Origin of the sequence: Paenibacillus puldeungensis, assembly GCF_042678945.1 — a bacterium.
Lineage (GTDB): Bacteria > Bacillota > Bacilli > Paenibacillales > Paenibacillaceae > Fontibacillus > Fontibacillus puldeungensis.
In genome coordinates this window covers 265,845-290,564 of the sequence record NZ_JBHTLM010000003.1, presented here as the reverse complement: position 1 = coordinate 290,564, position 24,720 = coordinate 265,845, and the positions used below count along the sequence as shown (strand labels likewise).

Below are 24,720 nucleotides of genomic sequence, written 5' to 3'. Positions count from 1 at the left end.
TAATCAATTAAAACCATAAGATAATCATAACAAATTTTTAAATATATATGATATGGGAACCACCAAAATTTAAAATGGAGTGATAAGATGACGAATCAAACCTTGAAGTTGTACGAGTACCATGTATGGGCTAACCGCCGCGTTTTTGAACATTTACATCAATTGCCGGAAGAGGTATGGAGCCAGCAGACGACTAGCGTCTTTCCATCGGTTGGCGCGTTGATGTCGCATATCTATGCTATGGACGGCATGTGGCTTAGTGTAATGCAAGAGGCTCCGTTTGATGAGGCTAGAGCATTGTTAATGAGGCTGCTGGAGGAAACGAAAGAGGTCACACTGGATGAACTTCAAGAGCGGTTCGAGAGAACAGCCGAGGACTATCGTAATTTTTTGGCTTCGCTCGATTCCAATCAAGCGATCGCCGTTGCCCATCCCCAATACGGTTCAGTACAAACGCCGATATCCGAATTAGTGCAGCACGTCGTCAATCACGGAACCTACCACCGGGGGAACTTGACAGCTATGCTCCGTCAATGCGGTCATCCCGGAGTTCCGACGGACTACATGTTTTACCTATATACCGTCTGAATTGTGATCTACCAAGCCAGGTGCTTTTCATCCGCAAAAAAAGGGAACTCCCTGATTGGTTCAAAACTTGCGCTTACCCTACAATAAGGAGAGCAGAAGTGCTTAGTCTGACCCGCATCTTAGAAGGAAGGGCGTCATGTAATGAACAGATACATCCCAAATCAGCATGGGGCATGGGCGATGCTCATTCTCCCTTTTTTGCTAGGACTGGCCGTCACCGGGGGACACCCTATGCATATTCCGCTGTTTATCGGCTGGTTATGCATCTATTTGTTCAGCTTTCCCGTACTACAATGGATCAAAACCGGAAAAAGAGATCGATACTTCAAACCAGCGCTTCTTTACGGAATATTGTTACTACCGATACTCGGATTATTGGTCTGGTACGACCCGGCATTAATAGGGTATGGCGTTATTTTGTTGCTGTTCTTTTTACCCAATATCTATTTCGCCAAAACGAAAAATGAGCGGGCATTAGTGAATGATATACTCGCTATTGCTGTATTCTGCTCCTTCATCTACCCGGTCGTTTATGTGGGGGGAGGCAGCGACTGGTGGACAGCAACGCAGTTGTTTGCGCTTATGACCGCTTACTTTATCGGGACGGCTTTATATGTCAAAACGGTCATTCGCGAAAAAAACAACCCAAAATTCTACCTGGCTTCGGTGATCTATCACTTTATTTACATTGGGATCGCTGCATCAATCAATATCTATTTGCTCATTCCGGCGATTGTGTTGTTGCTCCGTGCGGCTTGGCTGCCTAAGCTAGGTATTAAGGCGAAGCAAAGCGGGATAGCCGAAATCGGATTTTCCCTTATGCTGTATGTTTCCGTGCTGGTGTTTTTCTTTTAAAATGGAGGTTTCCGCTCATGAGCAAGTCAGATACTTCCGCCCATATTCAAATCAAGCGGGTTTATGAAGAGCCGTTAACCGAGGATGGGTACCGGATTTTGATTGACCGGATATGGCCGCGCGGGGTTTCCAAGGAACAAGCTGCCATTGATGAGTGGATGAAGGAGATCACGCCGAGCTCCGAGCTGCGCAAGTGGTTTGGTCATCGGCCGGAGTTTTTTGAGGCATTTGCAGAAAAATATGTCCGCGAACTGGAACAAAAACCACGTTGCTGGCTGCTCGCTGATCGCATCTGCGAAATGGCCATCGACCGGACGGTCACGCTTGTGTATGCTGCCAAGGATCCTGTCCATAACCATGCAAACGTTTTGCAAAATTGGCTGAAATCCCGCCCCATGTGATGGCTTTAGAACAACGCTTAAAGGCTTCTCTCTATAAGAGGGAGGCCTTTTTGCATTTTTATAAGAACGAGGGAATTTCCCGAAGGCTTTAGGATATTCCCTAATGGGAACAGATGCAGAGGCAATCTCATAATGGAGGTATACATTTGAGGCTCTCTCACGTCTACGTGAATTTATATCTGTAAAGGAGCGTCTAACCTTCATGAAAAGAAAACGAAAGCTAAATTTCTTCAAGCCGATTGAAAGCTACTCCGATAATTGGTCCATTCTCGAGGAGAAAAACCGGGATTGGGAAAACGTATACCGCGAGCGCTGGTCTCACGACAAAGTAATCCGGACGACGCACGGCGTCAACTGTACCGGCTCCTGCAGCTGGAAGGTGTTCGTCAAAAACGGAATTATTACCTGGGAGAATCAGCAGATCGATTATCCATCCTGCGGCCCCGACATGCCGGAATTCGAGCCGCGCGGGTGCCCGCGTGGGGCTTCTTTTTCCTGGTATGAATACAGTCCGCTTCGCGTGAAATATCCGTATATGCGGGGCCAGTTGTGGCGGCTTTGGCAGGCGGCTCTGAGCGAGCATGACAATCCGGTAGAAGCCTGGGCGAGTATCGTTGAAAACCCTGAGAAAGCAGGGCTCTACAAATCTGCCCGTGGTAAGGGCGGACACCTGCGTGTGAAATGGGAGGATGCGCTGGAACTCATCTCAGCCCAGCTGATCTACACGATTCGCAAATACGGCCCTGACCGGATTGCCGGCTTCACCCCAATTCCGGCGATGTCCATGGTCAGCTATGCTTCAGGGGCGCGGTTTATTTCACTGCTGGGCGGGGAGATGCTCAGCTTCTATGACTGGTACGCTGACCTTCCCCCAGCATCTCCGCAGATCTGGGGCGAGCAAACCGATGTACCGGAATCATCCGACTGGTACAATGCCGGATATTTGATTATGTGGGGCTCCAATGTGCCCCTGACCCGTACGCCGGACGCCCACTTTATGACCGAGGTTCGCTATAAAGGAACAAAGGTGGTGTCCGTCGCTCCTGACCTGGCGGAAAACGTCAAGTTTGCGGACAACTGGCTGGCACCGAACCCTGGCACAGATGCGGCGCTGGCCCAAGCGATGACTCACGTCATTCTGGATGAATTTTATCAGGACCGCAAGGAACCGATGTTCCTGAACTATGCCAAACAGTATACGGACATGCCGTTTCTGATTTTGCTGGACCCGCATGAAGAAGCGTGGAAGGGCGGACGTTTCCTTAGAGCTAGCGACCTGGGCGACACTTCCGAGCATGCGGACTGGAAGCCCGTTATTTTCGATGAGGCGGCGGGCGAAATGCTAGTTCCTAACGGGACCATGGGCCAACGCTGGGAGAAGGATCAGAAGTGGAACCTCATTTTGGAGCGGGAGGACGGCACGAAGGTCGAGCCTGCGTTAAGTGTGCAAGGTCATGGAGAGCAGTGGGAGGAAATCGTCTTCCCTTACTTTGACAATACGCAGAATGGAACGTTCAAACGGGTCATCCCGGCCTTAAAAATACGCCTGGCGGACGGGACGGAACGTTTTGCCGCCACCGTCTACGATTTGATGATGAGCCAATACGGAATAACCCGGGCGGAAAGCCCCTATAACGCTAAGGGCTATGATGACGCCGCGTCCCACTACACACCTGCCTGGCAGGAAAAAATCACGGGCGTCAAAGCGTCTGTCGTAGTGCAAATCGCCAGGGAGTTTGTGCAGAATGCCATCGATACCGGCGGCCGTTCGATGATCATCATGGGAGCGGGGATTAACCACTGGTTCAACAGCGACACGATTTACCGGGCTATTCTCAATCTTGTCGTTCTGACCGCCTCGCAGGGCGTAAACGGCGGGGGCTGGGCGCATTATGTCGGCCAGGAGAAATGCCGGCCTATCGAAGGCTGGTCCACGATCGCCTTTGCTAAAGATTGGCAAGGTCCAGCTAGGTTACAAAATGCGACATCCTTTTTCTATTTTGCAACGGAGCAGTGGCGCTATGAAGAGAGCGGAACCGATTCGCTCAAATCGCCGACCGGAGGGGATGTGCGGTTCAGCCATCCTGCGGATTACAATGTGCTTGCCGCTCGTCTCGGCTGGCTGCCATCCTATCCACAGTTTAACAAGAACAGTCTAATGTTCGCCGAGGAAGCGGCGCGGGCGGGGAAAAGCTCAAATGAAGAAATCATAGGTTACACGCTGGACGAGATCAAATCGCGAAAAACCCGGTTCGCCGTCGAAGACCCGGGTGCACCGGAAAACTTCCCGCGCTCGCTCTTCATCTGGCGGTCGAATCTGATTTCAAGCTCCGCCAAAGGGCAGGAGTATTTTATGAAGCATTTGCTCGGAGCAGGGGATGCCCTGTTGGCTCGCCCGAACGAAGAGCAAAAGCCGGAGGAAATCGTTTGGCGGGAGGATGTAGAAGGAAAGCTCGACCTGATGGTCGCCCTCGATTTCCGGATGACGACGACTCCGCTTTACGCAGATATCGTGCTGCCGGCGGCAACCTGGTACGAGAAGACGGATCTGTCCTCGACGGACATGCATCCTTTTGTGCATCCGTTCAATCCGGCTGTGAATCCTTTGTGGGAATCTCATACCGATTGGGACATTTACAGCCGATTGTCCAAAGTGTTCTCGGACATGGCCAAGGTGCATTTGCCAGGCGTATACAAAGACCTGGTAGCCGCACCGCTGGGTCATGATTCGGACGGCGAGATTTCTCAGCCGATGGGACTCGTCAAGGATTGGGCTAAGGGAGAGGTCGAGGCTATTCCAGGGAAAACGATGCCTAACCTAACCATTGTTGAACGGGATTATACGAAAATTCACGATAAATATATCTCGCTCGGACCGAACCTGGCGACGGGTAAAACCGGAGCTCACGGTGTAAGCTTCTCGGTGGCCGAGGAGTATGAGGAATTGAAACGGCAAAGCGGAGTTTATATGGACGACACCATAAAAAACGGCCTGCCGAAAATTCAAACGGCCCGGCAAGTTGCGGATACGATACTTCACCTATCGTCAGCGACCAATGGCCGAGTCTCACAAAAGGCATACGAGCAGGCGGAGAAGGAGCATGGCGTTCCGCTCAAGGATATTTCCGCGGACCGGGCGGCGGAGAAGATCACGTTCCAGAGCATTACATCTCAGCCTCGTGAAGTCATTCCGACGCCGGTATTCAGCGGATCGAATAAACAAGGACGGCGCTATTCACCGTTTACGACAAACATCGAGCGGCTTGTACCATTCCGGACCCTGACGGGCAGACAGCATTTTTATCTCGATCATGAAATTTTCCTCCAATTCGGAGAAGCGCTGCCAGTTTACAAGCCTACGCTGCCTCCGATGGTGCTTGGACCGCGGGACCGCGAAGTGAAGGGCGGACAGGATGCGCTGGTGCTCCGGTATCTCACGCCGCACGGCAAATGGAATATTCATTCGACCTACCAGGATAATCAGCACATGCTCACCTTGTTCCGGGGTGGTCCTACCGTATGGATGAACAATGAAGACGCGGCGGCACATGATATAGCCGACAATGACTGGCTGGAAGTGTACAACCGGAACGGCGTCGTTACCGCCCGGGCGGTTGTTAGCCACCGGATGCCGCGAGGCACCATGTTCATGTACCACGCCCAGGATAAACACATTAACGTACCTGGGTCCGAGATCACGGAGACACGTGGCGGAAGCCACAACGCTCCGACACGTATACATTTGAAGCCAACCCAGATGGTAGGCGGGTACGCTCAGCTCAGCTACGGATTCAACTATTATGGCCCAATCGGCAATCAGCGCGACGTCTATGTGGCAGTCCGTAAAATGAAGGAGGTCAACTGGCTTGAAAATTAAAGCGCAAATCGCAATGGTCATGAACCTGGATAAATGCATCGGCTGCCATACCTGCAGCGTAACCTGCAAAACGACGTGGACGAATCGAAAAGGTGCCGAGTACATTTGGTTCAATAACGTGGAAACGAAGCCCGGCATTGGTTATCCAAAGCGCTGGGAGGACCAGGACCTCTACAAAGGGGGCTGGCATTTACGTAAAGGCAAGCTGGAGCTGAAGGCCGGAAGTAAGCTATCTAAAGTGGCGCTTGGAAAAATTTTCTACAATCCGGATATGCCGGAAATGAAAGATTATTACGAGCCGTGGACCTATAACTATGAGCATTTAACGAACGCTAAAGAACAAAAGCATTCCCCGGTAGCTCGGCCGCATTCCGCGGTAACCGGCGAAAAAATGAATCTGGAGTGGGGTCCGAACTGGGAGGACGATTTAGCAGGGACCCATGTCACTGGACCGATGGATCCGAACATCAAGAAGATCGAAGAGGAGATCCAATTCAACTTTGAGAAGTCGTTTATGATGTACCTTCCCAGACTATGCGAGCACTGCCTCAATCCGAGCTGTGTCGCCTCTTGTCCTTCCGGGGCGATGTATAAGCGCGACGAGGATGGCATTGTCCTGGTAGACCAGGAGGCCTGCCGGGGCTGGCGGTACTGCATGACGGGTTGCCCATACAAAAAGGTGTACTTTAACTGGCAAACGAACAAAGCAGAAAAATGCACCTTCTGCTTTCCACGTATCGAGGCCGGTCTGCCAACCGTATGCTCCGAAACCTGCACGGGACGAATTCGCTACCTCGGCGTCCTGCTGTATGACGCTGACCGTGTGCTGGAAGCCGCATCGGTACCTGATGAGAAGGATCTTTATCAAGCACAGTGCGATCTGTTCCTGAATCCGAAAGACCCGGAAATCATCGCTCAGGCCAAAAAAGACGGCATCTCAGAGGACTGGATCGAAGCCGCTCAGAATTCACCGGTTTACAAGCTGGCCATCGAGCATAAGCTGGCGTTTCCGCTTCACCCGGAATATCGTACGCTTCCGATGGTATGGTATGTACCGCCGCTTAGCCCGATCATGAATTATTTTGAAGGCAAGGACTCCATCGCGAATCCGGACATGATTTTCCCGGCGATTGAGGAGATGAGAACACCGATTCAATACGTGGCTAATCTTCTGACTGCCGGAGATACGCAAACGGTGAAGGAATCGCTTCAGCGGATGGCCATGATGCGTTCTTATATGCGGGCCAAGTCCAACGGGCAGCCGTTCGACGATAGTCGGCTTGCACGTGTCGGTCTGAGCGCACAGCAAACGGAGGAGATGTACCGGCTTCTGGCGATAGCTAAATATGAGGATCGGTTCGTGATTCCAACGTCGCATAAGGAAGAGCAGATGGACCCGTATCGATCCCAGGGCTCAACCGGCTTCAACCATATGATGGGCGACGGAGGAATGGGGCAGGACTGCGGAGGCTGCGGACCGGCTTTTGCCATAAATTCAAGACCTATTGACAAGTCACCAAGGACCGTCCAATCACAGGAGCATTCAGAAGATAAATCGAGCAAGCCCAAAAAATCAGGTCAACAGTTGTATGAAGAAAACTTCTACGGAGGGATCTGGCGTGATTGACGTAGAAAAACTGTACAGCTTCAAACCATCCTTCGGCTTTTTCTCCTGGCAGCTGATGTACCCGGAGAAGCTGGATTTTCATCCAGCTTTTCTGGAGGAATCTTTTGACGTAGACCATCCGGGCTATTCCTATGTTCACACCTATTGGTCCCTGATGCAGGAGCTAAGCATGGATGAAATTCAGGAGCTTTATACGGAAACCTTCGATTTTGAAAAAGATTGCGCGCTCTACATGACGTATTTTAAGTTTGAGGATGCGAAAGAGCGCGGTCAAATGCTGGCAAAGCTCAAGATGCTGTATGAACTGTTCGGCCTGCAAATGCCGGAGGGTGAATTACCGGACTACCTGCCGCTGATGTGCGAGTTTTTCTATGCCGCCGAGTGGAGAAGAGATCCCCGTGTTCCCGAAAACTTTCGGGTGCCGATGGTCATTTTAGAGGATGGTACCTACCATTTGCTAAATGCGCTTGAAAAGAGAAAAAGTCCTTATTTTCACCTGGTTAAAGGACTGCGTGAAACACTTAAGGCCTGTGTAAGACAGGAGGCTGCCGCTCAATGAACATGATCGATCAATTTTTGTGGGTCATTTTCCCATATATGAGTTTAGTTATTTTTATTGTAGGTCACATATTCCGCTACCGGAACGACCAGTTCAATTGGACCGCGAAGTCAAGCGAGTTTATTGAAAAGAAACAACTAATGATCGGAAGCCTTTTGTTCCATCTTGGAATTATCCCGGTTATTTTCGGACATATTTCCGGTCTTCTCATCCCTAAATCGTGGATGCATGCGTTTGGCGTAGAGGACCACATTTACCATATCGGTGCGGTGTATATCGGCGGCTTTTTCGGCGTACTGACCCTGCTTGGAATGCTGATTCTTACCGCTCGCCGCTTTACGCTGCGTAATGTTAGACGCCTAAGCTCGGTATCCGACATGGCTGTCAACGTGATGCTGCTGGTGATCGTCATAATGGGGATGTACGCTACGCTCGTCACGAACGCTGTTCAGCCCGAATTCGACTATCGGGAGACGATCTCCGTCTGGTTCCGAGGATTGTTCATGTTTAGCCCGGACGCGTCCCTAATGAAGGATGTGCCGCTGTCATTTAAAATGCACATTCTGATGGGCTTTGCCATTTTCGTGTTCTGGCCGTTTTCGCGTCTGGTCCATGTGTGGAGCGTCCCGTTGAATTATATAAACAGAAGATATATTCTGTATAGAAGACATAAATCGAACTAGGAAAGGAGGCTCTGCCTTCTTTCCATATTTTCGTTAGGAGTTGAACGATGAAGAATAAGTCGGCATTCCAGCTGGAGCTTGATCGCATCCGGAGTAATCTTGATTTCGATTTTATGGGGCTTGCCCTTGCGGAGTCGGCGGAATACAACTATGTCATCAAATGGAAGTATGTTTCCGGCAATAAGAACGACAGGTATAAGCGGATTGTCCTGCAGTCCGGCAAGGGGATTGCGGGCATGGTGTTTAAAACCGGAAAACCGATCCTGATTCCATCGATGGATCAATATGCGGAATCAGACTGTCTCTTTAATTATCCGATCGTCCAATCGGAAAGTCTTAAGAGCGTCGGTGCGGTGCCTTTGTGGAAGGATGAACGTGTTGAAGGCGTACTGATGGGAGCCTACCGTGATGAACGGCAGGTTACGGAAGAGATGCTTCAGCACTTAGAGGAGCTAACCCAGAAAGGAATCGGAGACTTCATATGGAAGGAACGGATGGCCCCTTGACGACTCCAGCGAAGTTAGAGCTGATCAGCGCACTCATGGAAAAAATGTTTAAAAACAGCTCTGATGCTATTTTTATTTTTGACAAGGAAGGGGTTATGCTCGCCATAAATCCGGCAGCCGAGAAATTGCTGGATGATGAGGTCTTGACCCAATTGCGTAGCGGCGAGAAACATGCCGTATGCTCAGCGTGTAGAGGCTTTACGAGCGATACGGAAGTTCGGACCTGTATCGGCTGCTTTTTGCATATCCCTGAATCAGAGAATAGGACCTCCTTCCAGGTATACCTGGAGACGAAAGGAAAAGGCGTCGTCCCGTATACGGCCTCGTTTCACACGATTGATCCCGTGAACGGCATCCGCGTCTTTATGCTTAGAGATCTGACCATGCAGTTTCAAACCCAGGAAAATCTTTACCAAAATAAAATGATGAAGCATGTTATCGAAGCCCAGGAGAATGAACGCAAGCGCATATCCAGGGAATTGCATGATAGCGTGGCGCAGGAGCTGATGAGCGCCGTTGTCGATCTCCGGGTGTTGAAATATATGACGAACGATGAACAGCTTCTTAAGAAAATGAAGCAGACCGAGGCGTCCATGACCCGTCTTCTTGATGATATTCGGAATTTGTCCGTAGAGCTTCGCCCGCCGACACTGGATGACCTCGGTCTTGAAGCCGCCTTTCGATCGCATTTTAAGCGCCTGGAACGCAACTACGGGCTGCTTATCGAATTCACCTCCGATCTTTCGCAAAAGCGTTACGCGAGCGAAATTGAGACGGTCATTTACCGGGTTTGCCAAGAGGCGGTGCTCAACAGCCTGAAATATGCCGGAGTTGACATGGTTAAGGTAGAGTTAACAGATCTTGGGGATAAGCTTCAGCTCATCGTTGAAGACGACGGGGTTGGCTTCGATCCGGAGGACAAACCGCTGGGTACGGGAATGGGCCTTTACGGGATGCAGGAGCGTGCGGAGCTGGTGGGCGGCAGCTTCAACATCGAATCTACGGTTGGACAGGGCACGAGAATTGTTCTGCAGGTCCCGGTTGGACATGAGAGAGGAGTGAGCTAAGACATGATAAAAATCGTGATCGCGGATGACCATGCGGTGGTGCGCAGCGGATTTTCCATGATTCTGAATTTTCAGGAGGATATGGAGGTCATTGGAACGGCGGCAGACGGTCTCGAGGCCTATACGGTTACGGCAAAATGTCGGCCGGATATACTTATCATGGATCTCAGCATGCCTCCGGGAGAAAGCGGACTGATCGCGACAGGGAAGATCAAAGAGGATTTTCCGGATACGAAAATTCTCATCCTGACGATGCATGACGATGAAGATTACTTGTTCCACGTTCTGAAAAATGGGGCTTCCGGATACGTTCTGAAAAATTCGCCCGATGAGGAACTGCTTCTGGCCATTCGGACGATTTATAGCGGCGGAACCTATATTCACCCTAAAATGGCCACGTCTCTGGTGCGCGAGTTTATCAAGAAGGATAAGTCGATCCAATCTGAGGACCCGTTAGAGCAGTTGTCCAAGCGGGAGCTCGAGATTTTGCCGTTGATCGCCAAGGGTTACGGCAACAAGGAAATCGCCGAGATGCTGTATGTCTCCGTCAAGACGGTGGAGGCGCATAAGGCGAAAATTATGGAAAAGCTCAATTTGAAAAGCCGGCCTGAGCTGGTGGAGTACGCGCTTAGGAAAAAACTGCTGGATTTCTAATCTACGACCATAATCATAAAACTCACTGTTACCGCAGAACTTACTGAATCATTAAGCTTAATGATCCTAAAGCTTACTGAATCTTAGAACTTACGGTTTCCTTAGAACTTAAATGCATTTAGTACAGTTAAACAGAGCCCTATTGGAAGTATTGGGCATTTAAATGCAAAAAGTACAGCTAAAAAGAACAAAATAACCCTGACAATGCAAATCAATCCAATTTAGATGTACATTTTGCATCTAAAATCCAAAAATCCACATTTTGCCTAGAAATAACTGCACTAAATACATTTAGTGGTGAATGGTGAGGACGCTACCATGTGAGAGAGGTAAGAACCATATGGATGTGACCCAACGCAAAAAGTACCCCCAGCCTGCGGTCTGTCTCCCCTGAAGTACATCTGATTGACAAAGACCTAGCCACAGGCTGGGTTTTTCTAATTTGCGGGGGATTCCCCCGGCAGGGAGAGGGGAATCCCCTATATCTGACCTGCGCCCGGAGCGAATACAATGGGGACAGAATCGGTAAGTCTCTATTTTCACAGTTCATATGTTGAGAAGGTGCGTAGAATGATTAGAAAAATTCAGTTACCTCTGCAGACCATGAACCTGATCATCGGATTTATGGTATGGGTCATCATTTCCTCCTTGATGCCCTTTATTAAGGCGGATATTCAAATCCCGCCCGACAAATTGGCCATGGTGACGGCTATTCCGGTCGTACTCGGGTCCATTCTCCGGATACCGCTTGGTTACTATGCCAATATTTTCGGAGCACGCGTCATCTTTCTTGTTAGCTTCGTCATGCTGCTGTTTCCGGTTTATTACATTAGCGCAGCGTCGACGATGACCGATTTGATCATCGGGGGGTTATTCCTAGGTATAGGCGGGGCGGTGTTTTCGGTTGGCGTAACCTCTATACCCAAATACTATCCGAAGGAAAAGCACGGATTTGTCAACGGGATCTACGGGATTGGCAATATCGGGACGGCCATCACGACATTTATGGCTCCAGTGCTAGCTACTCGAATCGGATGGGAGTCAACGGTAAAGCTGTATCTGATCCTGCTGCTTATTTTCATAGCCTTGAACTTCTTTTTTGGGGACCGTAAGGAAACCAAAGTAAAAACGCCAATAGTAGAGCAAATCAAAGGTGTGTATAAAAACGAGAAGCTGTGGTTCTTTTCACTGTTTTATTTTATAACATTTGGTTCGTTCGTTGCTTTCACGGTTTATCTGCCGAACTTCCTTGTTTCCAATTTTGCATTAGATAAAGTGGACGCAGGTATGCGGACGGCAGGCTTTATTGCGGTTGCTACATTTTTTAGACCCATCGGCGGTTGGCTGGGTGACCGCTTTCAACCCTTGTTTCTGCTTATCGGTACATTTTCTATTTATACGGTAGCCGCTATTTTGCTTGCTTTTTCACCTTCGCTGGGGCTTTATTCCGTGGGAAGCTTGGCCATAGCCGTAAGCGCCGGAATCGGGAATGGCGTCATATTTAAGCTGGTACCATTCTACTTCAATAAGCAAGCGGGGATCGTAAACGGGATTGTCTCGATGATGGGTGGCCTGGGGGGATTTTTCCCGCCAATCATGCTTTCTGCGATTCACGCGGCAACCGGTCAATATTCGATCGGCTTTATGCTGCTCTCACAAGTGGCATTGCTGAGTTTGGTGCTAGTGGTGCTTCTGTATTACCAAAATCGCTTGTCCTTGGCCTCCGAGGTTTTCAATTCCGCAGGTCAGGGCATTCTCGTAACCGATGTAGCTGGAAAAATCGTGACGGTTAATCCCGCCTTCAGTCAGCTGACAGGCTACTCAGAAGAGGAAGTGCTGGGGGGCAAACCTAGTATCCTAAAATCCGGCCGGCAAGAAGGCGATTTCTATCAATTGATGTGGAAAGAAATTAAAGATAAGGGCATCTGGCAGGGAGAAATCTGGAATAAGCGGAAAAATGGCCAGGAGTATTTGCAGTGGCTGACGATCAGCGCCGTTCGGGATGAAACGGGAGAGGATCTTCGGTACGTGGGAACGTTCAGCGACATTACGGAAGAAAAGGCGAAAAAGAATCGGCCTACTTCCGGTGGTAAGTGAGCGATTCCATGAGTGAGCGTTACTCTAGACAGATCCGATTTGCTCCGATCGGTCCTTCAGGTCAGCTGCGGTTAGCCGAGTCCGTAGTCACGGTAATCGGCTGCGGAGCTCTCGGTTCGGCCATCGCCGAAACCCTGGTTCGGGCAGGGATCGGTGAGCTTCACCTGGTAGATCGTGATTTCGTAGAGCATTCCAATCTCCAGCGTCAGCAATTATTTACGGAGCAGGATGCGGATGAGATGCTGCCGAAGGTATCCGCCGCCGAACGCCGATTAAGGGCCATCAGGTCAGATGTGCGGCTGCATACGTACCTAGATGATCTGGATGCGCCGCTGGCCGAGCAGCTCGCCGAAAAAAGCATGCTCCTTATGGATGCTACGGACAATTTTGAAACCCGGCTCCTGATTAATGACGCCGCTGCCAAAGCGAGAATTCCGTGGATTTATGGAGCCTGCGTAGGGAGCGCCGGGGTGGTGTTTCCGTTCATTCCCGGCGAGTCCGCCTGCTTTCGCTGCTTGCTTCCTTCGCTGCCTCCCGTGAATCAAACATGCGATACGGCCGGCATCATATCTCCCGCGGTACAGGTGACGGCAGCGCTCCAGTGTACGGAGGCGCTCAAGTGGCTGAGCGGGAATAGAGCAGCGATCCGCCATAAGATTCACTATTTCGATTTATGGCAGAACACGCAAATGGATATCGGGATCTCAAAAATCCGCAATGCGGACTGTGCAACCTGTGGGGAGCATCCGACTTATCCTTCCATAAGTGCAAGCAGGTCGCGCAGTTTGGCGTTTTCCACACTTTGTGGACGAGATGTCGTTCAGGTGCTGCCTGATCCGGCCCGTCCAATCTCTCTGGACGATGCGGAGAACATTGGCAGACGAGCAGCCAATCAAATGAGGAGGACGCCTTTTTTTGTCGAGCTGCAGGTCTTTAATCACCGAATGATTCTGTTTCAAAACGGAAGACTTCTGATACATGGAGCACGAAGCATCCCCGAAGCACGGAAGCTGTACCATCAGCTGTTCGGTTAAGGGTAGCTATATGAGAAAGTGAAAAAGGACGTGACGAGAAATGCTGGAAGCAAGAACACCGATTCCCGTGTCGGAAGCCGTCGCCCGTGTCATAGAGAAAGCACTCCCCCTAGGCTCGGAAACCGTACTGCTCGCGGAAAGCTATGGACGGATCCTGGCTGCTCCGCTGGTGGCCACCCATGATGTTCCGCCTTTTAACCGGGCGCCTTATGACGGATTTGCAATCCGGTCACAGGATTCGGCTGGCGCATCCAATGAGAATCGGATCACATTTACGGTTGTTGATCATATAGGAGCTGGGGAAGTATCGCACAAAACGCTGGGCGAGCGTGAAGCGGTGCGCATCATGACCGGCGCCTCGGTACCAAGCGGCGCTAATGCGGTGGTCATGCTGGAACAGGCCATTAGCTCCGAAGCGGAAGCAACCTTTATGATACGAAAACCTTTCGCTGAACAAGAGAACCTCTCACTCCGCGGAGAAGATATGAGAGAGGGAGAGTTTGTCATTCCTGCCGGCAGCTTTATCAATCCCGGAACGGCAGCTTTGCTCGCTACTTTCGGATATGGAGAGGTAGAGGTTGCAAAACGCCCTGTGGTAGGCGTTCTCGCTACGGGCACCGAGCTGCTGGAGGTTCACGAAGCACTGACACCAGGAAAAATCCGCAACAGCAACGGACCGATGATCTCAACACAGCTTGCCAGAATGGGTGTCCCTTGTAAAATGTACAAAATGGCCTCCGACAATCTGGAAGAATGTCTGGTGGCCGTGCGCAAGGCAATGGAGGAGACGGATTGTCTCATCACGACAGGTGGCGTATCCGTCGGTGACTTTGATTACCTTCCGGCCATTTATGAGCGCATCCAGGCGGAGGTACTGTTTAACAAAGTGGCAATGCGCCCTGGAAGTGTGACCACTGTAGCTCATGTGGATGGCTATTTTCTCTTTGGCCTGTCGGGAAATCCATCCGCTTGCTATACAGGTTTTGAGTTGTTTGTACGCCCCGCACTTTTGAAAAAGATGGGTGCCCAAAAGCTGTATCTTCCCCGTACAAAGGCCGTGCTGGCCGGGGATTTCACAAAGGCAAACCCGTTTACCCGCTTCGTTCGGGCTGTGTATGACGGAACTCATGTACGCCCAGCCGGATTTAATAAATCCAACGCGGTATCCTCCATTGCAAGAGGGGATTCCCTAATTGTGCTGCCGGGGGGAACGAGAGGGTTTAAAGCAGGGGATGTAGTTGACGTGCTCCTGCTTGGCGTCGATGAAGGGCTCAGTGGCTGGGCGTTATCGTAGGAAGTGTCTCGATCTCATGACAAGGGTGAACAGCAATAATATGAAAGCATTTGAAATCGTAACAGAACCGATCATTCCTCAAAAATATGCCGACTGCGTTTTACGCCCCGAGGCCGGTGCGGTCACCGTTTTTACGGGGCATGTGAGACAGTGGACCAACGGGGTGCGCACCTTGTATCTGGCTTATGAAGCTTATATCCCGATGGCGGAGAAAAAGCTGGCGGAGATTGGAGACGAAATACAGGAGGGATGGGAAGGGACTCGGGTTGCCATCGCCCACCGTATCGGAGAACTGCAAATAGGTGATATCGCCGTGGTCATCGCCGTTTCCTCTCCGCACCGCAAGGCTGCTTACGAAGCCAATGAATATGCGATTGAGCGAATTAAAGAAATCGTTCCGATCTGGAAAAAAGAAATTTGGGAAGATGGGACGCAGTGGATCGGACATCAAAAAAAGAAACCGGAAGGAGGAGTTTGTTCATGATTAAGCTCTTATATTTTGCCGGGCTTCGGGATGTCTGTGGCGTGGCCGAAGAGAAGGTAGACCTGATCGGATTAACCGTTGGAGGTATACTTGCCTGGGCAGCGGACAAATATCCTAATCTTCCTGTGGATTCGCTGCGGGTTGCCGTAAATGAGGAGTATGCGCTGACTTCGGATCTATTGAAGGACGGGGACGTCGTCGCCTTCATTCCTCCTGTTAGCGGAGGTTAATAAATTGATGAAGCTTCGGACTAGCGCGAGTTATTTAAATATGGCAATATTAACATCATGAAAGACTACGAAGGGAGGGAATCGATCGCATGAGAAATAGAACGCCAAAGGACCAGTTGCAAAGACCCATTCGGGATTTGCGGATCTCGGTCACAGACCGCTGCAATTTCCGCTGTACCTACTGCATGCCCAAGGAGCTGTTTGGTGACGATTATGCGTTCCTCCCTAAAAATGAGCTGCTCACGTTCGAAGAAATTCACCGGCTTACGAAGCTTTTTGCGTCACTTGGGGTGAAAAAGATCCGCCTGACCGGCGGTGAACCGCTGATGCGGAGCGGACTTCCGGGCTTGGTGGCTATGATCTCATCCGTTGAAGGAATCGAGGACATCGGATTAACCACAAACGGTTTGCTTCTTGGTCAGCAGGCGCAGCCGCTGTATGAAGCCGGACTCCGTCGTCTGAATGTTAGTCTGGACGCTTTGGATGGAGAGCTGTTCGGCCAAATCAACGGACGAGGCATCAAGCCCGATATGATCCTGGACAATATCAAGCTGGCTAAAGCGATTGGTTTTGAAATCAAGGTCAACATGGTGGTACAAAAACATGTGAATGATCAGGAAATTTTGCCGATGGCCGCTCATTTCAAGGAGTGGGGGATACCGCTTCGCTTTATCGAGTTCATGGACGTGGGTAATGACAACGGCTGGAGCTTCGAGAGAGTTGTTACAAAGAAGGAAATCTATGAACGCCTCCGGGAAGTTTACGAATTGGAGCCCGTTGATCGCGCCTATTTTGGAGAAGTAGCCAAGAGGTATCGTTATAAAGACGGAGGGGCAGAGGTCGGTTTCATTACCTCGGTTTCCGAGTCGTTTTGCTCGACCTGTACGCGGGCCCGGCTATCGTCTGAAGGGAAGCTCTATACCTGCTTGTTTGCTTCCTCCGGATTTAATTTAAAAAGAATGCTACGGGATGGCACGGACGACGATGCATTACTTTCGGCGATTACTGAAATCTGGGAAAGCCGAATGGACCGTTACTCCGATGAACGAACGGAGCAGACGGTTAAGAGGAAAAAGATCGATATGTCTTATATCGGTGGATAATTTACTTGCATTTAGCGGTGATTCACACCACAACAGTATCTAGTTGAACATCAAAGGACCTGACAGTGATTTTCTGTCAGGTCTTTCTTTTTAGTCGCCCTGTCTATCGCCATATACTTAGATATGGTAAAGTCAGGATATCCCTTGCTGGTTAGCAGCTGGTTTCGCTTAAACTTAAATATATAAGACAAGAAATTAGACTTTGTAAGAAATAGAAAAGGGAGTGTAAGATGTGTATTTTAGTGACATTTTCCGAGCATGTTCTATTTTTATCCCCGAGGACATTTCTATCCAATTGAATACCCATTATGAAGTACAGGAAAAAAATGAGTTTTTCTTGCGGATGCTGACACAGGATGAGGGCATTGAGTTTTTTCAATATATGTATAGCATCGATGTGTATAGAAACATCTTTCCAATATGGACAGACGACAATTCCAATTACATAGGTTTATTTTACGATGGCCCGCTAAAATATAGAGTTTGTTACATCAATCACGAGGAGACGGATATCTCGCCGGGGTTTAGAAGCGTTGATTCGTTTGTTGCTGAATTAGAAAAAAATCCTCAACTTGACTGGGATGAATTGGAAAAGGATTATCCAAGGGATAAAGAACACAACAACAATGAATTTATGGATCATGATCTCAGCTGCATCCAACAATTAAATCAACTGTTAGAAAGCTCAGAGTTGGACGATGAACTAAGATGTCAGTACATTTTCTGTATCATGGCGTTAACCCCGTATAACCAGCTCGATACGCTTCTTAAGTATTTAGACGATGAGGATATGTTTGTTCAAGAAAGAGCCTGTGAAACTTTTGGTTTTCATAGATATACGCCCGCACAAGAGAAATTAAAAGATGTTATGGTTCACGGACAGCATAATGGAAAATTAGCCGCCAAACGAGCATTGTCACAAATCTGAAACTTGAAGGTGATTATCTTGGAGATCATTTACCGGGAAACTGTACAAGGAATAGATCAAATCGTGTGCGATGCGGATTTGGAGGGTTTTTACGGGAAATTTGGGATGCATAAAACTTGCGGTATGATGTTAAGAAATGTTTACGCTATACACTAATCATAAAGAAGGCGATCTCTTGAAAGTAACATTAAAGGACATTGACGAATCAAACTGGATCGAATGCATTCTTCTAACGACGGATCCCGATAAGAAATACAATCTCAATGAGGAATTTGTAGCGTCAAATGCCGTTTCGATTGCCCAATCCAAGGTAGAAAAGGGCTGGATTACAAAAGCAATTTACAACGAAGATACGATGGTTGGATTTGCGATGTATGGATTTTCGGAGGAAGATGGTTTATTTGAAATATGCCGCATCATGATTGACCATAAATTTCAACGAAAAGGGTTCGGCCGAGAGGCCCTGAGATTAATTATTGATGAACTAAGCCATAACAAAAACTGCACTGAAATTTATATTTCGTTCGATCCTAATAACCATTCGGCTCAAAAGCTTTATGAAGAAATTGGCTTTGAGAATACAGGTCAAATCATGGACGATGAAATGGTTTATTGTTTGAAAATTGAAAATGGAGATCGCACCATTTGAGAATGAAAAAGAAGGAGAAGGTACTTTGTTAAAGATGATTTTGTATCTCATGATACTAATCTCAAATGGTCTTCATTTGGGCATGGATGTACCTGAAATTGGTCAAGAACAAGCCGTCGTAACATTTGAAGATAAGGATGGAATAATTCTGGCGACGGGCGCAGATTTATCTTCAGTCCAGATTACATATGGAGAACAAATGGATTGTCAAGTCACTGGCAAGTTCAAAGACCCCAAAAAGCTTGAAGAAATGACACGCAATATGATAGGCGAGACATTGTCCATTTATGGTAATGATGAATTAATCATTTCAGTCGTTGTGAGCGGTGAAATAACTTCTGGCGACTTTACCATATCTGGAGGGTTTACTTTAGAGAGGGCGAAAGAAGTAGCTGAACTGCTAAAAGAGAGTATGGAATAAGGACAGGGAGCGTTACAGATGGAACATCAAGAAAGACTACTCCAAATTTTGAAGAAAAGCGATATGTTGATGGAAGTTTTTTCGCATATAAATCAGCTTAAATTGGATACATACTATATTGGGGCGGGTTGCATTACACAGACGGTTTGGAACGAGTTGACGGAGCGCCCTCTCGATTATGGCATTACCGACATTGACATCGTCTATTTTGATAGTCGGGATCTTAGTTATGAGGTTGAAGATAAGGTCATCCGAGATGTAAAGAAATTATTTCCAAACATTCCCACAAAATTGGACATTAAAAACCAGGCCAGGGTACATATGTGGTACAAGGACAAGTTTGGTATTGAGTTGCCTCCGTATCAAACGATTGAACAAGCGATTGATACGTGGCCAACTACGGCTACAGCACTTGGCATAAGGAAAGTGGACGAGGATGGTTGGAAAGTGTACGCCCCTTTTGGGTTAAATGATTTATTCAATCTCATCGTGAGACCCAACAAGAAGTTAATTACTGAAGAAATATATATGAAAAAAGCCGATAAGTGGAAGGAAAAATGGCCGGAATTACAGATCATGAAGTGGGACTAAAGCATTTTTAACGAAATAAAACCTCATTCATTGCGCTGTGACAATGCTAGGTTTATGATGTTCAATTAGGGACGAGCAGTAACAATCCTATTTTTAACAACTGAAGGGTGAAACAGTATGCAGCAAACTGAAAATGTAACGTCGGAAGGAAAACATGAAGAGAAGCACTTTATGGCGACGGATCTAATCCGGGACATCGTCATTGGCATGTCGGATGGCCTGACGGTTCCTTTTGCTCTCGCCGCCGGGTTGTCCGGGTCCGTAGCGAATGCAAGCTTGGTCGTCATCGCGGGTATGGCCGAGATTGCGGCCGGATCGATTGCTATGGGCCTTGGCGGATATTTAGCAGCCCGTACTGATCAGGAGCACTATGAATCCGAATTAAAACGGGAATGGCAAGAAGTGAAGGAGCTTCCTCACCGGGAAAGAGAAGAAGTCGCGGATATTTTGCGGGAATGGCAGCTTCCTGAAGAAACCGTCAATTCCGCTGTTGAATCCATTAGCAAGGACCCGGAACGCTGGGTTGATTTTATGATGAAATATGAATTAGGGCTTGAAAAACCTGAGCCGAGAAGAGCGCGGAACAGCTCCTTGACGATCGGCTTGTCTTACATAATAGGCGGGATTATTCCCTTATTCCCATACATGATCATCGAGCATGCCCAAACCGCGCTGGTTACATCGGTCATTGTTACATTGATTGCACTCTTCGTCTTTGGATACGTGAAAGGTAAATTCACCGGATCGAAGCCGCTTAAAAGCGCTTGGCAAACCGCTCTGGTTGGCGGAGCGGCTGCAGGAATTGCATTCTTTATCGCTAAACTTATATCATAATGGACCATACACAACCACTGGATTTGAGATTAATCTCGATTCCGGTGGTTTTTCATTTTCGGGAATTAGGAAATAGTACTTGTAATTTAAATTTAAATGTACTATTATATTTGATGTATCAAACATTGATGTATCAAATATATTTATTTACATACAAAAGGAGGGGAGAAATTGACGGAGGAACACTCTGTAGAGTCGATAATTTTATACAGATTACATTTTCTCAGCAAAGAAATTAACTCGAAATTTTCAGAGTGTACAGGAATTAGTCAGTCACGACTTGAGCTATTGCATCAGCTTTACCAGATTGAAGGTGAGTTGAGTCAACAAGAGCTTCAACAAGAGCTCAAAATTGATAATGCAGCAATCACTCGTCATGTAAAGCAGCTTGAAGCAGACGGTATGATTACAAGACGTAAAAAGGCAAGTGACAACAGAGTCACTCTGGTGCAACTTACCGATTATGGCCGTCAAAAAATCAGCTCCTTTCAAGAGGAAAAGAAGCGCTTCGTTGCATCGATGTTAAAAGAAATCAATGAAGAAGAGAAAAACCTCCTTCTTGATTTGCTAGGTCGTATTCACCATTGCATTAAAGATCTATAATCTCAAGAAATATAAATAGGAATGGAGAGAAACATATGAGTAACATACAAAAAACAAATGATTTTAACGAAATAGTAGCGGGACGCCGTTCCATCAGACAATATGATGCATCCGTAAAAATTAGCAAAGAAGAAATGACGGAAATTCTCACAGAAGCAGCCCTTGCGCCTTCATCCGTAAATATGCAGCCATGGCGTTTCCTTGTCATTGATAGTGAAGAAGGCAAAGCCGCACTGGCACCACTTGCACGTTTTAATCAAACCCAGGTTAGTACCTCATCAGCAGTTATCGCTGTGTTTGGTGATCTTAACAATTTTGATTACGGCGAAGAAATATATAGCAAAGCTGTTGAGCTTGGGTATATGCCTCAAGAGGTTAAAGAAAAACAGATGGCTGGCCTTGCAGCCCATTTTTCAAAATTAGATCCTCAGGTAAATAGAGAAACCGTGCTCATTGATGCTGGCCTAGTATCCATGCAGCTTATGCTTGCGGCACGGGCACATGGTTATGATACTTGCCCGATGGGCGGATATGAAAAGGATCAAATCGCGGAGGCTTTTGGCTTAGACAAAGAACGTTATGTACCCGTGATGCTAATTTCAATAGGTAAGGCAGTTGATACAGGATATCAATCTGTCCGCTTACCTATCGACAAGATTGCAGAGTGGAAATAATTAGAAAAGGAAGATGACCAATGATCATTGTACATGCTGTATTTCATATTAACCCTACCAAGCAAGATAGTTTCTTAGAAGAGATCAATTCACTGATTCACGCTTCAAGAGAAGAGAACGGTAATGTTTCTTATAATTTGTACAAGGATACAGAGCAAGAAAACACATATATCATGGTTGAAGTATGGAAAGATATGGAGGCTGTTGGCTCCCATAATGCAAGTGAGCATTTCACATCCTTTGTTGCTAAAGCGCAGAACTACTTGACTGCTCCACTGGATATTACTGCATATGACGGACAACTACTGAAAAAATAGATTATCTCAATCAATCAAAATCCCCATTCGTTAGCTACCTAGCGGATGGGGATTTTTCTTTTTATCCCAGCTATTGACCTTAGGTCTGACCTAAGGTGTATCTTTATGGTAAACCACTTACCGCCAAGGAGTGCTTGCGCTTGAAAAATGAAATTACTATTAGTGAATTAGCTAAACTGATGAACGTGTCTGTACATCAAATTCGTTATTTTGAAGAAAAGGGAATCCTGTTTCCTACCTATGTAGACAACAACCAATATCGAATGTATGGCATCGATCAAGTCTACGAGCTGGCGCAGATTTTGCTATTACGCAAGCTGGGTCTGTCTGTTCAGTCGATTAAAGAGTGTTTAACCAGCTTTGCTCCAGATCAGGTTCAGCAGTTGCTGCAGCAATCTTTAGCTGACACGAGCGCGGAGATTGTTCGACTTCAGGAGCTCCAGCAATTTATCAACAAAGTTCTGGACGAACATCTTGACTTCACCAATGAGAGCCAGACTTACCGAGTGGAGTGGCGAAAGCCCATCGATTTGATGTGTTGGTTCAAGATGAACGCATCAGCTCCACTTCATGCCAGACTACTTGCTGAGCAAGGAGGCCGCATTCCAAAGCTGTTCGAATCGGACATTCATTATGTGTATGACGGTTCCAACTCGATTGCGATATGTACGGTAGCCAAGGATCAAGGCAACCTGGCCTTGCCGGCGGGAGATCATCTCACTGCCCGGTTTCTGATTGATAGTGAGGCCGATCTTGAACAGAAGATTGCGCAGTTCTATGACTATGCTGCTTCGCACTCATTTACTATGAACGGACCTCTTATCGTTATTGAGAAATCGTATCTCTCCTTGCTAAACCATAACAAGCTGCATTATGAGCTGTTGGCACGAATTGAATCCACTGTAACTTCAGAATGTGAGGAGGCAAACAATGACAGACACAGACAAGCTCATCATCCTTGAACCGATGCAGGCCAAATACAATCGGCAGGTCAGCTATTTGCTTGTGCACGGGTTCCGCGGAAAGTTTTATCCTTTGACTAAACTAGGCGACAACGAGCTGGCTCTATTTTTCGAAAAGCTTCTGGACCATTTTCCGGAACAAAATGCAAGTCAAAGAATGGTGGCCATTCAGGAGGGAGAGGTCATCGGAACCTTGCTAGTTAAGTGGAAGGTGGAATCAGGCAGTGACGATAAAACGGTAAAACATCAACAGAACTCACAGCCAGAGCCCCGACTATGGCAGGCATTCAGTAGTTTTGGAAAATGGAATGTGATTAAAATGATGACCGGCTTGCATCTTCTGAGCCACAAACCTCAGGTGGGAGAATATTATATTGCGGATCTGTCTGTCCATCCTCACCATCAAGGGAAGGGGACTGGCAAGCTGCTGCTGCAGTGGGCGAAGCAATATGCACATAGCCATCCGTCGTTCAAATTTCTCAGCTTGCACGTCTCAAGCCGCAATCTGGGTGCCAAGCGTCTGTATGAGCAACTGTCCTTCTGTACCCACGAGAAAGAGCGCAGTCCGCTGAGGTTTCTTTTTTTTCGTGAATGGAAATGGGACTATATGACACTGGAAAAGGAGCCGCTATGAAAAAGAAAATCGGCATCACCTTCATCGCCCTATTACTGATACTCGTAGGTGCGGGAGTTTATATTTTGCTGCAGAACCGCTTTGACATCGTAGAGCAGTCCATTGAAATTCCAACTCCGCAGGGCAAATTGACGGGCACACTCGCTTTGCCCAAGCACGTATCGGGTAATCTGGGGCTTGTGTTGTTCATTCATGGCGACGGGCCGATTGATGCTTCTCATAATGATGGATACAAGCCGTTGTGGGAACGTCTTGCTTCCCAAGGATATGCTTCATTATCCCTCAACAAAAGAGGGATCCACGGTTCTGCAGGGAACTGGCTGGATCAAAGCATGGATGATCGAGTAGAAGAAGCGCGTCAGGCACTAGCCTGGGCCAGAGCGCTTCCAATGATTGATGATAAACGGATCGGTGTTTGGGGAGCGAGCCAGGCAGGGTGGGTCATTCCGAAGCTTGCAGGGAAGGAGCAGCTTGCATTCACCATTCTTGTGTCCCCGGCCATCAACTGGTTATCTCAGGGAGAGTATAATACACGCCAGCAAATGGCTAAGGACGGATTCTCCGCAGATGAAATTTCCAAGCAGGTAGCTTATGAACAGCAAATAATTGCTCTATTGAAAAAGAGTACCTCCTATGATGAATATGTGAAATTTGCTCATAAGGAAGACGTAATGTCCAGAGAGCGATGGACCTTTGCGAGCAAAAACTTCTTATCTGATGCAACCGCTGACCTGCATAGCTTTAAGTCGCCAGTACTCCTGCTGCTAGGGGAAGATGATGTTAATGTAGATGTGAAAGAGACGGAACAGGTATATCGTAAAGAGATCCCCCCATCGTTATTAACAGTCACCGTCTTTCCGGATACAGAACATTCCATGCTGTCTACCAAAACCGCGGACTCGAACTGGCGTGCATTGCTTATCAGCTTGTTTGTGCCCAGAATGATTACAGTGAGCGGATACATGGATCATATCGAGCATTTCTTAAAGGCCCTTCCCTGAACCGATTGTAAATCTCTAGTTGGAAATGCACCTAACCTAATGCTGCC

Annotated in this window: 27 protein-coding genes; all 27 read left to right on the top strand. The window is 47.9% G+C overall.

Features of this window, described 5'->3' with window-relative positions:
- Positions 1-87 precede the first annotated feature (87 nt).
- The 27 genes from ACFQ3W_RS06350 (at position 88) to ACFQ3W_RS06220 (ending at position 24,673) form a co-directional block, all read left to right on the top strand.
- A complete protein-coding gene (locus ACFQ3W_RS06350) occupies positions 88-588 on the top strand; it encodes a DinB family protein (protein WP_379317776.1) in 501 nt (166 codons plus the stop codon).
- 141 nt (positions 589-729) lie between these two features.
- Positions 730-1,443 carry a YwiC-like family protein gene (locus ACFQ3W_RS06345; RefSeq protein WP_379317774.1) on the top strand — a complete coding sequence of 238 codons (714 nt, stop codon included), beginning with the start codon at positions 730-732 and terminating at the stop codon, positions 1,441-1,443.
- A gap of 17 nt (positions 1,444-1,460) precedes the next feature.
- Entirely contained in the window at positions 1,461-1,844 is a 384-nt protein-coding gene (locus ACFQ3W_RS06340) for a DUF488 domain-containing protein (RefSeq protein WP_379317772.1), read from the top strand.
- Positions 1,845-2,046: 202 nt separating this feature from the next.
- On the top strand, positions 2,047-5,721 hold the full coding sequence (locus tag ACFQ3W_RS06335; RefSeq protein ID WP_379317770.1) for a nitrate reductase subunit alpha: 3,675 nt from the start codon (positions 2,047-2,049) through the stop codon (positions 5,719-5,721).
- Positions 5,711-7,348, top strand: a complete 1,638-nt coding sequence (gene narH / locus ACFQ3W_RS06330; RefSeq protein WP_379317768.1) for a nitrate reductase subunit beta — start codon at positions 5,711-5,713, stop codon at positions 7,346-7,348. Before ACFQ3W_RS06335 ends, narH begins: the two co-directional genes overlap by 11 nt.
- Positions 7,341-7,907 (top strand): nitrate reductase molybdenum cofactor assembly chaperone, encoded by a 567-nt coding sequence (gene narJ, locus ACFQ3W_RS06325; protein ID WP_379317766.1) that lies wholly within the window; start codon positions 7,341-7,343, stop codon positions 7,905-7,907. Before narH ends, narJ begins: the two co-directional genes overlap by 8 nt.
- Entirely contained in the window at positions 7,904-8,590 is a 687-nt protein-coding gene (gene narI, locus ACFQ3W_RS06320) for a respiratory nitrate reductase subunit gamma (protein WP_379317763.1), read from the top strand. Before narJ ends, narI begins: the two co-directional genes overlap by 4 nt.
- 47 nt (positions 8,591-8,637) lie before the next feature.
- Positions 8,638-9,096 carry a GAF domain-containing protein gene (locus ACFQ3W_RS06315; RefSeq protein ID WP_379317761.1) on the top strand — a complete coding sequence of 153 codons (459 nt, stop codon included), beginning with the start codon at positions 8,638-8,640 and terminating at the stop codon, positions 9,094-9,096.
- On the top strand, positions 9,072-10,163 hold the full coding sequence (locus ACFQ3W_RS06310; RefSeq protein ID WP_379317759.1) for a sensor histidine kinase: 1,092 nt from the start codon (positions 9,072-9,074) through the stop codon (positions 10,161-10,163). The genes ACFQ3W_RS06315 and ACFQ3W_RS06310 overlap by 25 nt, the downstream gene beginning before the upstream one ends.
- Positions 10,164-10,169: 6 nt before the next feature.
- Positions 10,170-10,817, top strand: coding sequence for a response regulator (locus ACFQ3W_RS06305; protein ID WP_379317962.1), 648 nt, complete (start codon positions 10,170-10,172; stop codon positions 10,815-10,817).
- 570 nt (positions 10,818-11,387) lie between these two features.
- A complete protein-coding gene (locus ACFQ3W_RS06300; RefSeq protein ID WP_379317757.1) occupies positions 11,388-12,914 on the top strand; it encodes a nitrate/nitrite transporter in 1,527 nt (508 codons plus the stop codon).
- 8 nt (positions 12,915-12,922) lie between these two features.
- Positions 12,923-13,948: a ThiF family adenylyltransferase gene (locus ACFQ3W_RS06295; RefSeq protein WP_379317960.1), complete on the top strand. Its 1,026-nt coding sequence runs from the start codon at positions 12,923-12,925 to the stop codon at positions 13,946-13,948.
- Positions 13,949-13,988: 40 nt separating this feature from the next.
- Entirely contained in the window at positions 13,989-15,242 is a 1,254-nt protein-coding gene (locus ACFQ3W_RS06290; protein WP_379317755.1) for a molybdopterin molybdotransferase MoeA, read from the top strand.
- 40 nt (positions 15,243-15,282) lie between these two features.
- Positions 15,283-15,726, top strand: coding sequence for a molybdenum cofactor biosynthesis protein MoaE (locus tag ACFQ3W_RS06285; protein WP_379317753.1), 444 nt, complete (start codon positions 15,283-15,285; stop codon positions 15,724-15,726).
- On the top strand, positions 15,723-15,956 hold the full coding sequence (gene moaD / locus ACFQ3W_RS06280) for a molybdopterin converting factor subunit 1 (RefSeq protein ID WP_379317751.1): 234 nt from the start codon (positions 15,723-15,725) through the stop codon (positions 15,954-15,956). The genes ACFQ3W_RS06285 and moaD overlap by 4 nt, the downstream gene beginning before the upstream one ends.
- 89 nt (positions 15,957-16,045) lie before the next feature.
- Entirely contained in the window at positions 16,046-17,059 is a 1,014-nt protein-coding gene (gene moaA / locus ACFQ3W_RS06275; protein ID WP_379317749.1) for a GTP 3',8-cyclase MoaA, read from the top strand.
- Positions 17,060-17,291: 232 nt separating this feature from the next.
- Positions 17,292-17,987 (top strand): HEAT repeat domain-containing protein, encoded by a 696-nt coding sequence (locus ACFQ3W_RS06270; protein ID WP_379317747.1) that lies wholly within the window; start codon positions 17,292-17,294, stop codon positions 17,985-17,987.
- A 175-nt stretch (positions 17,988-18,162) separates the two neighbouring features.
- Positions 18,163-18,636, top strand: coding sequence for a GNAT family N-acetyltransferase (locus ACFQ3W_RS06265; RefSeq protein ID WP_379317745.1), 474 nt, complete (start codon positions 18,163-18,165; stop codon positions 18,634-18,636).
- Positions 18,617-19,057 carry a SecDF P1 head subdomain-containing protein gene (locus ACFQ3W_RS06260; protein ID WP_379317743.1) on the top strand — a complete coding sequence of 147 codons (441 nt, stop codon included), beginning with the start codon at positions 18,617-18,619 and terminating at the stop codon, positions 19,055-19,057. The genes ACFQ3W_RS06265 and ACFQ3W_RS06260 overlap by 20 nt, the downstream gene beginning before the upstream one ends.
- A gap of 18 nt (positions 19,058-19,075) precedes the next feature.
- A complete protein-coding gene (locus ACFQ3W_RS06255; protein WP_379317741.1) occupies positions 19,076-19,648 on the top strand; it encodes a nucleotidyltransferase family protein in 573 nt (190 codons plus the stop codon).
- A 117-nt stretch (positions 19,649-19,765) separates the two neighbouring features.
- Entirely contained in the window at positions 19,766-20,482 is a 717-nt protein-coding gene (locus tag ACFQ3W_RS06250) for a VIT1/CCC1 transporter family protein (protein ID WP_379317739.1), read from the top strand.
- A gap of 171 nt (positions 20,483-20,653) precedes the next feature.
- The gene (locus tag ACFQ3W_RS06245; protein WP_379317737.1) at positions 20,654-21,085 is read left to right on the top strand and encodes a MarR family winged helix-turn-helix transcriptional regulator; all 432 of its coding nucleotides are present in this window, start codon (positions 20,654-20,656) and stop codon (positions 21,083-21,085) included.
- Positions 21,086-21,129: 44 nt separating this feature from the next.
- On the top strand, positions 21,130-21,759 hold the full coding sequence (locus ACFQ3W_RS06240) for a nitroreductase family protein (RefSeq protein WP_379317958.1): 630 nt from the start codon (positions 21,130-21,132) through the stop codon (positions 21,757-21,759).
- A 20-nt stretch (positions 21,760-21,779) separates the two neighbouring features.
- Complete coding sequence (locus ACFQ3W_RS06235; RefSeq protein WP_379317735.1) at positions 21,780-22,076, top strand: putative quinol monooxygenase; 297 nt, start codon at positions 21,780-21,782, stop codon at positions 22,074-22,076.
- Positions 22,077-22,216: 140 nt separating this feature from the next.
- The gene (locus ACFQ3W_RS06230) at positions 22,217-23,038 is read left to right on the top strand and encodes a MerR family transcriptional regulator (RefSeq protein ID WP_379317733.1); all 822 of its coding nucleotides are present in this window, start codon (positions 22,217-22,219) and stop codon (positions 23,036-23,038) included.
- The gene (locus ACFQ3W_RS06225; RefSeq protein WP_379317731.1) at positions 23,007-23,672 is read left to right on the top strand and encodes a GNAT family N-acetyltransferase; all 666 of its coding nucleotides are present in this window, start codon (positions 23,007-23,009) and stop codon (positions 23,670-23,672) included. The genes ACFQ3W_RS06230 and ACFQ3W_RS06225 overlap by 32 nt, the downstream gene beginning before the upstream one ends.
- A complete protein-coding gene (locus ACFQ3W_RS06220) occupies positions 23,669-24,673 on the top strand; it encodes an alpha/beta hydrolase family protein (RefSeq protein ID WP_379317729.1) in 1,005 nt (334 codons plus the stop codon). The genes ACFQ3W_RS06225 and ACFQ3W_RS06220 overlap by 4 nt, the downstream gene beginning before the upstream one ends.
- The last annotated feature ends 47 nt before the right edge of the window (positions 24,674-24,720 follow it).

Bases quoted from the DNA above. Each gene is read 5' to 3' on its own strand.
- ACFQ3W_RS06315 (WP_379317761.1), top strand. From the start codon at position 8,638: ATGAAGAATAAGTCGGCATTCCAGCTGGAGCTTGATCGCATCCGGAGT.
- ACFQ3W_RS06250 (WP_379317739.1), top strand. From the start codon at position 19,766: ATGCAGCAAACTGAAAATGTAACGTCGGAAGGAAAACATGAAGAGAAG.
- ACFQ3W_RS06310 (WP_379317759.1), top strand. From the start codon at position 9,072: ATGGAAGGAACGGATGGCCCCTTGACGACTCCAGCGAAGTTAGAGCTG.
- ACFQ3W_RS06345 (WP_379317774.1), top strand. From the start codon at position 730: ATGAACAGATACATCCCAAATCAGCATGGGGCATGGGCGATGCTCATT.
- ACFQ3W_RS06235 (WP_379317735.1), top strand. From the start codon at position 21,780: ATGATCATTGTACATGCTGTATTTCATATTAACCCTACCAAGCAAGAT.
- moaD (WP_379317751.1), top strand. From the start codon at position 15,723: ATGATTAAGCTCTTATATTTTGCCGGGCTTCGGGATGTCTGTGGCGTG.
- ACFQ3W_RS06285 (WP_379317753.1), top strand. From the start codon at position 15,283: ATGAAAGCATTTGAAATCGTAACAGAACCGATCATTCCTCAAAAATAT.
- narI (WP_379317763.1), top strand. From the start codon at position 7,904: ATGAACATGATCGATCAATTTTTGTGGGTCATTTTCCCATATATGAGT.
- ACFQ3W_RS06225 (WP_379317731.1), top strand. From the start codon at position 23,007: ATGACAGACACAGACAAGCTCATCATCCTTGAACCGATGCAGGCCAAA.
- ACFQ3W_RS06300 (WP_379317757.1), top strand. From the start codon at position 11,388: ATGATTAGAAAAATTCAGTTACCTCTGCAGACCATGAACCTGATCATC.
- ACFQ3W_RS06350 (WP_379317776.1), top strand. From the start codon at position 88: ATGACGAATCAAACCTTGAAGTTGTACGAGTACCATGTATGGGCTAAC.
- ACFQ3W_RS06220 (WP_379317729.1), top strand. From the start codon at position 23,669: ATGAAAAAGAAAATCGGCATCACCTTCATCGCCCTATTACTGATACTC.
- ACFQ3W_RS06340 (WP_379317772.1), top strand. From the start codon at position 1,461: ATGAGCAAGTCAGATACTTCCGCCCATATTCAAATCAAGCGGGTTTAT.
- ACFQ3W_RS06255 (WP_379317741.1), top strand. From the start codon at position 19,076: ATGGAACATCAAGAAAGACTACTCCAAATTTTGAAGAAAAGCGATATG.
- ACFQ3W_RS06335 (WP_379317770.1), top strand. From the start codon at position 2,047: ATGAAAAGAAAACGAAAGCTAAATTTCTTCAAGCCGATTGAAAGCTAC.
- ACFQ3W_RS06260 (WP_379317743.1), top strand. From the start codon at position 18,617: ATGGAGATCGCACCATTTGAGAATGAAAAAGAAGGAGAAGGTACTTTG.
- ACFQ3W_RS06295 (WP_379317960.1), top strand. From the start codon at position 12,923: ATGAGTGAGCGTTACTCTAGACAGATCCGATTTGCTCCGATCGGTCCT.
- ACFQ3W_RS06290 (WP_379317755.1), top strand. From the start codon at position 13,989: ATGCTGGAAGCAAGAACACCGATTCCCGTGTCGGAAGCCGTCGCCCGT.
- moaA (WP_379317749.1), top strand. From the start codon at position 16,046: ATGAGAAATAGAACGCCAAAGGACCAGTTGCAAAGACCCATTCGGGAT.